Genomic DNA, 11,741 nt, shown 5'->3' with positions numbered 1-11,741 from the left:
CATACGGATTCAGACCTTCGCTTCTTTCCTCAAGTGCAGCCCGGTGTTCCCAGATCGGATTGTGAACTGCTCCTGGCCGAAGCGCACGTGTCGCAGCTCCCCTGTGATCCCTCTCGGAGTGTGGGATTCGAATAGCGTCAATTGCTTGCCGAGTTTTGGAACGTAGCCGAATAGCGTATTGATAATGGTCTCCGCAAATGCCCCGCCGCCCGTGCATTCACGCATGCAGCCTCCGCGTTGGGCAATTCGAACTGGAGCATCGTACTCACGTCGCCGTGGGCCATAGAACTCATGTGCCTGCGCATAAACTCCCTCGTAAATTGCAGCTCTGGTTCTCCTCAGGAAAGAAATAGCGTCCTTCCAGTACCCGAGAATGCACATCGCATCGACAGTCACCGCGGGCCACGCGTCGTAAGCTCCCATCGGGCCGTGATCTGGTCTGTCAGAGTTTGCGGCCGCGACATCCAACATAGATTGAGCACGCATCCACTTTTCCATCAACAGCTCCCGCTGGACGAAATCAACCATCTCCCCGCGAACTTTGACGGGGAGATCTGCGGCCATAAACCTGCCGACAGTAGCAAAGTCATAGCAATGCCGCATCTCGACTCGGGAGCCATCGTGATGCAGGCTGGACCAGACACCTTTGCCCGGCTCATACAGCGTCATCACCGACTGAACCATATCAGTGGCTTCTCGGCGAAGTTCGACCGCCTCGGTGTGATTCCCCGTGAGCTCCACAATGTCTGCGTACTCACGCATCATCCACACGTTGGCAGCATTGAACGACGGCACCTTATGAATATAGGTAGGGACGCACTCCAGAAGGTTGGGAGCTTCCCCATAGTCGGCCAGATGATCCGAGGGATGGCGCAACAACTTTTTCCAGTCAGTCGCCAAAACCTGGAGTCTTTCATTTACTGTCTGATCTGCAATCTTCTCGTTCAGAAATTCTTCATCCTGCGTCACGGACAAATAGGACCAGGTTAAGCGGAAGATAGATAGATCATTCGCCGCATAACCTCTGAGGTCCCATCCTTTGGGAGTGTCGATCGTCCTGGGAGAGGCAGGGCGCTTGGTTTTAAACACAATCACCGCATTCTCATGCGGGTCCTGCTCAAGGAAGAGCTTGATCTGCTCCTTCATCTGCTTAGGTTCGAGCATTGCAAAAAGTGTTGAGAACAGTGAAGTATCCCAATAAAAGACAATTCCCTTTGCGCGTTCTCCACTCGTAATGAAGGTTCGATTGCTCCAGAGGTTGGTTCGCAGCAAAACCATCAGGGTCAATACGCTTCGGTAGTAGATCTCGCTGATCGCAGCATCTTTCGTGAAAAGCGTCGGAGCGTTTCCAGAGAAGAATTTGTTGCCGGGCGTAAAGGCGCTCATCCAGCGCTCATCCCAGATTTTCTTCGCACGGTCCCATTCTGCTTCGAACCACGCTGCAGATACGCCCTTAGAAGAAGGTGCATCTTCGTCGTTCACTTTCATGAGAAAGCGGACCTCTTGATGTTGCTTCGGAGGGAGATGCAACTCCCATTCCACCTCCGCTCCCTTTGCATTCTCTTCGACGGGAGAGTCTACAAATTGGTAGATTGCGCTCATCGCGAATTTCTGGGATTTGGCAACAAGCTGAACATGGCCTGCATCGCTGCTGCGAACGCCATCGGTATCAATCTTTACCCGAATCGTTTTGGCCATAGCACTTGTATTCTTGAACTCGACGCGCCACAAGATCGTCGTGTCCTCCATAACAAGGCGATTCGTGGTCACGATTTCGAGATCAGATGTTTCAGCACGCCTTACTGCCTGATAGGCAAACCACCTGCAGGTCATACTGTCATGCGCCGTAGCGTCGATAGTCATGCGACATAGCGGCAGAGTGTTGTAGATATACCAATGAGGCCCCGAATCCTTATAAAGCTGTCCCCCGGGTAGAAAGTTCACGCCAACCAGGTCCGGAGCACAGGCTGCCATCTCATGGAAATTATGAAGAGAGGGCATATGTGCCAATTGGCTGCAATCGAGCCATTCGGTTCCCAACTCATCGAGTGTCGGAACGCCTGACAGGCTCGCAGCCTTCGATTCGCCGATTGAAGCAAGTGACTTCACCGGCGTCATCGCAGCAGCGATCGCTGAAGCACCTGCCTCGCAAAACTGGCGACGCGTAAAAACCATTTTGGATTCCGTTCTGTCCGATCCTGCCTTGTTCCTGCTCTCCAATTTGTGCTCCATTATGGACTTATATCACTCTTGCTCTGAAGAGAAGGACACGTAACCACATAAGCGATTGTTTGCAACGGCTGCAAGCATCGCGAAACGTGACAGAAGTGCACGCCGAGTGAACGTCGGCAGTCCTATCGTTCATAACGCGAGCAAAAGTTCGACTGACTCTCGTCGAGAGGTTGCGGGTGCGTGTTTTTGGTGGCTGGCGGGGGTTGCGAAAACACCCCTTTTAGGAAGGGGCTCGATCGGAAAGAGTATTCAAGAACGAACTTATGAGGCTCGTGAAATAAAAAGTGTTCGTCCGTCGTAATGAAAGAGATTCAAATCGATTTGTCTCTCGTCTGTGTATTCCTAACAACCATAATCAACCATCTAACTTTGTTTAGGTCTAGAGAGTGAGAAACAGCGACATCCATTAATGGCACTCTCCCATGTCTGAAAAGGGGAATGTCCCTAACGGTCGCCTGCTTGCGGGGGACAGGAGATTTTTACTTGAAGAAAAGCATTGCACTTATTTTTGCAGTATTTAGTCTTGCGCTCCTTCCACGAGTCGCGCAGGCCGATACTGTTACGATGACGTTCACGGGCGGCGGTACGACGAGCGGCCCTGAGATTGTTGGTCCTTATCAGGTCACGATCGAGAATTATGTAAACGGTACTCCTGCTGGCTTGAATGATGAAACGGTGATGTGCCTTGACCTCGCAAATTCCATAGAGATGAATGAGTCATGGTCAGCTACACCGAATACGGTTACGTCTTCCTCTTCCACTTTGGACCTGGAACAGGCGTTTTTGTTCAATCAACTTTCCACCAACCCAGGCAGTTACAGCAACTCCGACTACCAATATGCAATATGGGGGCTTAATGATCTGTCAGGCGTGCAGGCCGATGGCATGGACTCTGCGAGCGTACAGGCTCTGGACGCCCTGGCTGTGAGTGCAGTCGCACAAGGTACGAATGCGTCAGCCTACGAGGATGGCCAGTACACCATCTATGCTGCGATTCCCGGCAGTCAGGCCTCGGGGTATCCAGGTACTGCCCAGGATATGATCGGAGTAACTCCTCCGACTGCTTCACCTGTTCCGGAACCCTCCAGCCTGATGCTATTCGGTTCTGGGATGTTAGGGATGGCCGGCATTGTTCGTCGGAAGATGGCCAAGGCATAACTAAACTTGAAAGTGTCCTTCGCTTGCTTCCAGATGGGACGAAGTGAGGGATAAGAATCGATCGGGCTGTACTAAAGGGACCTTCACCTTAGTACAGCCCGATTTTTTGTAATCTATCTTTCTTCGCGAATTTGACGCTGAAAAAGGGTGCGGATTGCTCCAGCACCCTCAAAGGCAAATCTTGATTGTGCCACTTGCCATAAACCATTTAGTTTCTTGAGGTTTATGGCGGGGACGACGGGGCTCGAACCCGCGACCTCTGCCGTGACAGGGCAGCGCTCTAACCAACTGAGCTACGTCCCCAGGTTGCTTTTCAACAACGTGGCTGTTGCAACAACAAGATCAAGTCTATCAGAAGATTGCCGCATTTTGGTATCCACTTACCTCCTCCTTGAACAAAAAAAGAGTCGTTCTGTGGATTCCAAAAGCTGCTTCCTGCTAATTCACCGAAGCCAGTTCGAAAGCTTTGCATGATCGACGAAGAACGATATCTTGCTCTCTCCACATTCGATTCGGCATCAGCCGTGCCGAGTGTAGAGAGGGCCATCTATACGTGTAATTCGCCATATGCCTCGATCTATTCAGAGTTCGGGAATGCAGAACTCTGAATCTGTTCGTAAAAGTTGCTCCGTTTGTAATTGCGAATGAAGTGGGAACAGATGTCTTCATTGCAGGTTCCTTCGGCCGATCTGGTCTTATGTTCGAATCCGCCAAGAAAAGCCTTTGCGATGTCCTGCTTGAAGTTCACGCGCGGATACTGGGCAACGATCTTCTTTCGCAGATCATCCGGAAACTCATCGTAACCAATACCCAAAACATCGAGGCCAACCCCGTTGTATAACAGCTCAACTTCTATCGGCTTGTACTGAACGATGCCTGGGGTTGTATGAAGCGAGATCGCATCCCAGGCGACCTGTATACGTGCAGACGGCACGCCGTGATGCTCGAGAAACTGGCGTACAGCATTCGCGCCATCTACCTCGAAGCGATCTTCGGCGCTTGAAAACTTCTCCAAAAGGCCAAGATCGTGGAAGGCTGCACATATAAAAAGCAGCTCCTGATCGTATGGTTGACCGCTTCGGCGTCCCATCTCGTTCGCCCAGAAAAATACGCGATGGGAATGGTTAAAAAGAAGAGGCGTGCTGAACTCATGGAGTAGCCCGGTCGCCTCACGTGCCAGTAATGTGTCCGGCACACCGGGCTGTACGTGCTGGTACTTTGTCTGGGGAGTAGGTACGGGAATGACAACCTTCGGCTCGCGAAAAAGCGGTCTGGATTCGGCTGTCTGCATTTCCACAACCTCGGCCTTACTGGATGTTGCGATTGAAAAAGAATCTCTGTTCATGATTTGCATCTCCTTGGCAACTCTTCTCGTTTCAAAACGAGCTTAGGTTGAACAGGAAGATGCAGCAATGACATCATTCCGACATTTTCGGACATCCGGCAAGCATCAACTTAAAGCTTCGTCCGTCGAAACCGTTCAGCATACTCGCCGGCTGAGATACCTATCACCCTCTGGAAGACACGGCGCATCGAATCGGCGGACCCAAAGCCACACGCATCCGCAATCTCCTTTAGGCCCATGGAAGAGCCTCCGATCATCTGCTGCGCGGCCTCTACACGAAGCCGGTCTACGAACTGACCTGGATTCATCTGCATCTCCCGTAAACAAGTGCGCGAGAAATGACGCGGACTCATGCCGATTCGCGCCGCAAGAGCCTCAACAGAAAGATCAGCCTTGAGATTTTCAAGCATGTACACCTGAAGCTCGCGAAGTGGTTGTGATGTCGCCGCTTGTCTTGAGAGCGTATGACTGTATTGCGCCTGACCGCCAGGACGAACAAGGAACATCACAAGTTGGCGCGCGACGGCGAGCGCTGCCTGATGCCCGTGGTCCTCCTCGACCATGGCAAGCGCGAGATCGATGCCTGCAGTAATACCCGCCGAAGTGTAAACCTCACCGTCCCGAAGGAAGATTGGATCTGGCATCACCTTTACCTGAGGAAACTCCTTCGCAAGACGATCGCAGAAGTTCCAGTGAGTTACCGCGCGCTTACCATTCAAGAGCCCGGCGGCGGCGAGAATAAACGCTCCTGTGCAGATGGAAGCAACACGACGCGACCGCGCGGCAACCTCAGTAATCCAGCGGATGTACCCCTCATCGTATACGCCGCTCTCAGCACCGGGTCCACCGGCCACTACAAGAGTGTCAATGTTTCCGGTGATGCTCTCTCGCGAGACAGCTCCACTGATATTGATCCTGCGATTTGTGACTAACTGGCCAGAGTCATCCGGCGCGACGACCTGGACATCGTAGTCCGGAACGCTGGAAAAAACTTCAAGCGGGCCCGTCACATCAAGAATCTGAACAGGTGGCGGTCCACTGATAACGATCTTGCGCATACCACCATCCTAGAAGAGCAATGTAGATAAAACGCGTTCCTGGTCACGACGGCCAATCTGACCTCGAAAACTCGCCTGGAAAAATGACGGGGAAGAGGTCTGGTCCACCTCTTCCCCGTCATTCATCGCAACGTTGCAGATCGTTAGCTCATGGAATGAAGATAGGCATAGTCGATCTTTGCAGACTCCATCTCCGGCTTTGTATATGGACCTTCCTGCTCCGCAAAAGCATGTTGGATACCTGCCAGCCTTCCCTCTGCGAAGATCGGCTTGTAGTTGATGAATCCTGCTCCAAGCTCGCTTCCCTCGGGGCGTTTTCCAGCCTGAGGCATCGCCTTGAAGTCCTTCACGTGGATCATGCGGAACCGACCGGGATGCTTCTTCATGTACTCTACCGGACTAGCTCCTCCTACAACCATCCAGCCGCAGTCGATCTCAAACTTCACTAACGCATGGTCTGTCTCGTTGAGCAGCACATCGTAGCCATAACTTCCATCCGGCATCTTCTGAAATTCAAGATCGTGATTGTGATAGGCATACTGCAGACCTGCAGCCTTGGCCTTCGTCCCAACATCATTCATCTTCGCTGCCAGCCTCTTAAAGTCATCGAGCCCCAGCTTCGGCCATCCATGAGTCATCGCCGTGTGCGGCTTTGGAGCCCACGCCGATAAGGTGGAGCTTGTCGCGTAGGTCACACCTAGCGCATGAGCATCGTCAAAGACCTGGCCGTATTCAGGACCGTTCAGTTGCAGATGGGCACTGGGACACGATAGTCCTGCATCTTTGATAAGCTGACCGAACTCCTTAGCAGAGTATTTGCCAAAGCCCGCAGTCTCGACTTCGCGATAACCAATATCGTGCAACTGTTTTAAAGTCCCAGGAGTATCCTTCTCGATCACGCCGCGAACGGTATAGAGCTGAATCCCAACCGGCAACCCCATGGGATCGGCCCACGCCGTCGCCGGTCCCATGGCCGCGCCTACCAGTGCCATCGCCCCAAGGCTGCCTGTGTTTCGCAGAAATTCTCTTCGTGTACTTCCCTTCATGTCTTTTTCTCCTTATGGGGTAATGCAATAGTTGACGGCGTACTTCAGATACAACGATTGCGCAGACTTTAAATTGGAACCTGTAACGAATCGGCGTTCTCAGCCGGAAGAGGCTTCGGATCTTCTCCCTTATCGGAAAACGTAAAGAGGAACAGGATGAGAACAACCGCAGAGGCACCAGCCGAGAACATCCAGATCGACTTCCAATCGTAGGTGGCCATGCCAACAGGAGCAGCAAGCGCATAGTGACTGACCACGGCTCCCGAGAGCCACGACCCTACAAACATGCCCAGGCCATAAGTAATGAAGATAATGATGCCTTGTGCAGCCGCACGAAGATTCAACGGAGCTTTGCGGTCGATGTAAATTTGACCCGTGACAAAGAAGAAGTCGTAGCAGATGCCATGAAGCAGGATGCCACCCCACAACATCCACATGTGTGCATTGACGTTGCCGTACGCAAACAAAAGATATCGGGCAACCCAGGCCAACATACCGGCGATCAGCATATATTTCACACCTAACCGACGAAAGAACCACGGGATCAGGAGCATACAGATCAGCTCTGACATCTGGCCGCCGGTCATCTTGCCGGCAGCGTTACTGACTCCAGTCTGATTAAGAAAGAGATTCGTAAATGCATAGTAAAACTGCAGCGGAATACAGATCAGAAAAGAAGCAATCACGAAGATGAGCATCGACCGCTCGCCCAGCAGTTTGATCGCCTCGCGAGGAAAGATGCTGTCCAGCGAGAACTTTTCTGTTCGCGCAAGCGGTGGTGTAGCAGGCAGCGTAAAGCTATAAAGCCCCATCAGCAACGAGGCCAGCGCGGCGAGCCGCATCGGCGTCGAAGTGGCCTCCAAACGCATTGTGCCGATCAGCAGCCCCGCAACGATCCATCCGCCGCTGCCCAAAACACGGATTGCGCCAAACTCTTCCTTTGGATCATCCATCTGCCGGAACGCCAGAGAATTTGCCAGCGAAAGCGTCGGCATAAACGCCAGGCAGTACAGCAGTATCAGAACGTAGAAAGCAGTAAACGAAGCCTGGATCGAAGCAACGAAGAGCAGGATCGCTCCGATAATGTGCAGAAAACCGAGCACCTTCTGGGTAGCAAAAAAACGATCTGCCACAATGCCTACAAAGAACGGAGCAATAATGGCACCGACCGCCGTAGTTCCCGCGGCTAACCCTATCTGCTGCCCGGTAAAGTGCAACGAACCTGCGAGCCAGGTTCCCAGGGTGACATACCATGCGCCCCATATAAAGTATTCAAGAAACATCATGGTGCTCAGGCGCGTTCTAAGCTGCAGTTTCATTCGATCCTCATTCTTCCGTTACGGCCGCACTTACTCAGGCATCCCACTATTTCACGAGCGAACCAGTCGGGACAACCATCCCCAACTCAGAGCCAGACGGCGCCTATTCAGGTTCGCTGCGGCAAGGCAAACGCCACATAGGCTGCGCCTTGCGGTCCGGCAGGATTTCGCGCACCGCTCGCAGCAATTACCACATACTGCTTCCCATCGATCATGTACGTTGCAGGCGTTGCGTTCCCTGCATAAGGAAGCTCGTACTCCCAAAGCAGCTTGCCGGTTCGACTGTCGAAGGCTCGAATCTTCCTGTCGTAGATCGTCGCACTGACAATCACAACACCGCCCGCAGTAATGATCGGCCCTCCATAGTTCTCTGAGCCGGTCGCCTTCATTCCTTTCGCCATCAGCTCGGGATACTCCCCCAGCGGCACCTTCCAAAGATATTTGCCTGTGTTTAGATCGATAGCATTGAGCGTTCCCCACGGTGGAACGATCGCTGGATAGCCATCAGGATCAAGAAACTTACGGTAGCCGGTAAAGTGATACCGCGCAGTCGCAGCTTCAGCGCCTCCCAACTCACTCTTCGACGACAACGTCGTATTGGCTGTCCGCGCACTACTCTCGGCAGAGATCTTCTGCGCGCTATTACCCTTTCCGGTATTCATCGCGTCGGAATCGGTCTTGAGAAACGCAAGGATCGCATCCAGCTTCTCTCCCGTTATCCCTGGAAAAGCAGGCATTCTTGCCTTTCCATCGTGAATCAACGATGTGATCGCAGCATCACTCAGTCGCTGATCGACGTGAACCAAAGACGGAAATGCCGGTGGCGATCCCTTTCGATCTGCGCCGTGACACATTGAGCATTGATGTTGATACAAATCCGTCCCCGCATTGCCACTCGTTTTAGTCGCCGTCAATCCTCCCGTCCAGGCAATATCGTTGGCGTTGACATAGATGACGCCAGTACGAGGATCGATGGCTGGCCCGCCCCACTCGGCTCCGCCATCGAAACCCGGAAAGACCACGGTCTGCTTGTCTACGCTGAAAGGAATAAATTGACCTTCACTGCGAAAGGTCTTGAACTGCTCCACCGCCCAGGCATGGGCCTCCGGCGTTCGCGTGGTCAGCATATCCGCGGTGAGTAGCTGACGAGCATAAGGCAGTGGAAGTTGCGGAATCGGCTGTGTCGGCGAGGTCGTCTCACCGGGAACATTCGATGCAGGAAATGGCTTCTCTTCAATAGGAAACAGCGGCTTGCCGTTTGCGCGATCGAAGAGAAAGACAAAGCCCTGCTTCGTAGTCTGCGCTACGGCATCAATCGCTTTGCCATCTCGATGAATTGTCACGAGTGCTGGCGGAGAAGGAAAATCCCGGTCCCATATATCGTGATGAACACCCTGAAAGTGCCATATCCGTTTTCCAGTGTTGGCATCGAGCGCCAGCAGAGTATCCGCAAACAGATCGTCGCCCGCACGGTCGTAGCCGTAAAAGTCAGTTACAGCAGAACCGGTAGGCGCATACAAAATGCCGCGCTTCTCATCAAGCGACATGCCCGCCCAGTTGTTGGCTGCGCCAGTAATCTTCCACGCATCCTTCGGCCACGTTTCGTAGCCATATTCGCCCGGATGAGGAATGGTATGAAAGGTCCAGCGAAGAGCGCCGGTATGGACATCGAACGCGCGAATGTCGCCATGCAGTGCCGGCTCCTCCTCCGGCGCACGAAATCCGACGATGATCATATCCTTGAAGACCAAACCCGGAGTGGTAGGAGCGAGATATACCCCGGTATAGTCGCCCTCGGCCAGTCCCTTGCGAAGATCGATCTTGCCCTGATCTCCAAAGGTCGGGATAAGCTTCCCTGTCGCCGGATCAAGCGCATAAAGATTGGTGAGAGCGCCAGCGAACAGGATGCTCTCCTTGCCATCGGTCCAGTAGCTAAGCCCGCGCGTAGGCTGGCCGCCGGGCATCTCTGGAGAGAAGGTCCAGATCACCTTACCCGTTGCGCCATCGAGAGCGATCACCTTTTGCGATGGGGTATACGCGTAGAGTATCCGGCCGATCACCAGCGGGTTCGTCTGCAACCCACCCTTTTCGTGCATATCGAACGTCCATGCAACCTTCAACCGGCTTACGTTCGAGCGATTGATCTGCGTCAACGGCGAATAGTGATCGCCATTGACCCCGCCGTTGTAGACAGGCCAATCTCGCGCTGTAGCTTCAGATCCTCGACTTGCTGCGGCAACCACGTTGGCTTGTCTTGCCTGCACCTGCCAAAGCGCCATGCCGAACAGAGTAAACACAGTAACAGCAGCCCAACTCCTAATTCGCATTCAGACAATCCTTTATCGATCCCTGGCGGTCTACGCCACCATATCGCACTCGTGCATCCTTGCAAAAATGGGATGTGAAATAACAATTGTTATGGCTTTTTTGCTACTGTAAGTCATTGAAATGACGTGCACGGCTCAGAATTTGAAAAAACAAATTATGGATATTTGACAATTTCCTGAGCGCCTTGGGATTTGTTTCATAATACGCAAATGCCTTCGAGACTTATCCCAATGCTCTTACAGGTTTTTCTGGCTTGTGTTTCTTGGTCGCCATTTGTAAGCCGCAATTGAGTTTTTCCAGAAGAATTTTTGGCACGCTGCGTTACCTTTTTGCATAACATAGCCGCGTACAAGCGCGAGTGTATCGGCATATGTTGCCAGATGATCGCTGTTTGGCCAGTCACTACCGTAGAGAATGCGATCCTCTCCGAAAAGGTTCCAGATATCATCGAGCCGCTCACGATAGTAGGCGGGGTCTTTTTGGACATCCTTGCCAACTCTAACGGGGATCTCCGACAGCTTGATGAAGATGTTTGGATTGCTCGCACAGTGACGAAGATGCGACCAGTATTCGTTACGTGCAGCACCTGGAGGCGGAATAGGAGCGGCAGGCAAGTGATCGATGACTATGCGCAACTCTGGAACTTGATCCGACACCTCGACGATCGCGCGAATCAGATTATTGTCGGGATTAGCACTGTCTAGTTCAAGACCATACTCTGAAACCAATTTCAAGCCTGAGATAAATCCAGGGTTTTTCGAGTCCAATCCCAAATCCCGCTTCCAGAGATTGCCGTAGCGAATGCCTACAAAGAGAGGGTTTGTGTGGAGACGCTCTAACTCTTTGGCGTAATCCGGTGCTCCGGGTATAAGATCGCCAACCACTCCCACGATTACGGGGTTCTTCGCTGCGACCTGCAGCACCCAGTCGTTGTCGCTCAGCAAGGGGCTGGCTTCTACGGCAATGGCCCCTACTACCCCAAGCGGCGCCGTGATGCGCTCATAACGATCTGGAAGCGCTGGTTTATAGATAACAGAATCGCTTGGCTCAGGCCAGGGAATCCCTCCGGGTCGACTTGGATCGAAGAGATGGATATGAGCATCGATAATAGGAATTGGTGTTGCCGGGACGGCTGCCCGAATCGGATGCGTCGCCCACGATGCACCTGCGGACGCTGCGAGTTTTAGAAAGTTTCTGCGCCGCAAATGTATACTCCTGTGCCGCTCAATGAGAACAAAATTAGATTTTCTCGAAC

The 11,741-nt window shown here is 52.7% G+C and carries 8 protein-coding genes and 1 tRNA gene; 1 reads left to right on the top strand and 8 read right to left on the bottom strand.

Annotation, left to right across the window (positions count from 1 at the left end; all coding sequences use genetic code 11):
• Window positions 1–9: 9 nt before the first annotated feature.
• Window positions 10–2,175, bottom strand: coding sequence for a hypothetical protein (locus IEW09_RS05860; protein ID WP_188553277.1), 2,166 nt, complete (start codon window positions 2,173–2,175; stop codon window positions 10–12).
• A 540-nt stretch (window positions 2,176–2,715) separates the two neighbouring features.
• Here IEW09_RS05860 and IEW09_RS05855 point away from each other — a divergent pair.
• Complete coding sequence (locus tag IEW09_RS05855; RefSeq protein WP_229739135.1) at window positions 2,716–3,390, top strand: PEP-CTERM sorting domain-containing protein; 675 nt, start codon at window positions 2,716–2,718, stop codon at window positions 3,388–3,390.
• Window positions 3,391–3,616: 226 nt separating this feature from the next.
• On the opposite strand, the gene IEW09_RS05850 is transcribed toward IEW09_RS05855, so the two are convergent.
• The 7 genes from IEW09_RS05850 to IEW09_RS05820 form a co-directional block, all read right to left on the bottom strand.
• A tRNA-Asp gene (locus IEW09_RS05850) sits at window positions 3,617–3,693 on the bottom strand.
• A 274-nt stretch (window positions 3,694–3,967) separates the two neighbouring features.
• Window positions 3,968–4,735, bottom strand: coding sequence for an HD domain-containing protein (locus IEW09_RS05845; RefSeq protein WP_229739134.1), 768 nt, complete (start codon window positions 4,733–4,735; stop codon window positions 3,968–3,970).
• Window positions 4,736–4,845: 110 nt separating this feature from the next.
• Entirely contained in the window at window positions 4,846–5,793 is a 948-nt protein-coding gene (locus tag IEW09_RS05840) for a GlxA family transcriptional regulator (RefSeq protein ID WP_188553276.1), read from the bottom strand.
• A 143-nt stretch (window positions 5,794–5,936) separates the two neighbouring features.
• Window positions 5,937–6,839, bottom strand: a complete 903-nt coding sequence (locus IEW09_RS05835; RefSeq protein ID WP_188553275.1) for a sugar phosphate isomerase/epimerase family protein — start codon at window positions 6,837–6,839, stop codon at window positions 5,937–5,939.
• Between the two features lie 68 nt (window positions 6,840–6,907).
• Window positions 6,908–8,158: a nucleoside permease gene (locus IEW09_RS05830; RefSeq protein ID WP_188553274.1), complete on the bottom strand. Its 1,251-nt coding sequence runs from the start codon at window positions 8,156–8,158 to the stop codon at window positions 6,908–6,910.
• Window positions 8,159–8,265: 107 nt separating this feature from the next.
• On the bottom strand, window positions 8,266–10,485 hold the full coding sequence (locus tag IEW09_RS05825) for an outer membrane protein assembly factor BamB family protein (protein WP_188553273.1): 2,220 nt from the start codon (window positions 10,483–10,485) through the stop codon (window positions 8,266–8,268).
• A 237-nt stretch (window positions 10,486–10,722) separates the two neighbouring features.
• Window positions 10,723–11,691 carry an amidohydrolase family protein gene (locus tag IEW09_RS05820; protein WP_188553272.1) on the bottom strand — a complete coding sequence of 323 codons (969 nt, stop codon included), beginning with the start codon at window positions 11,689–11,691 and terminating at the stop codon, window positions 10,723–10,725.
• Window positions 11,692–11,741 lie beyond the last annotated feature (50 nt).

The organism is Edaphobacter dinghuensis (assembly GCF_014640335.1).
GTDB classification, from domain to species: domain Bacteria; phylum Acidobacteriota; class Terriglobia; order Terriglobales; family Acidobacteriaceae; genus Edaphobacter; species Edaphobacter dinghuensis.
Note: the sequence above shows the minus strand (reverse complement) of the source record. Positions and strands in the feature narration are given on the sequence as shown.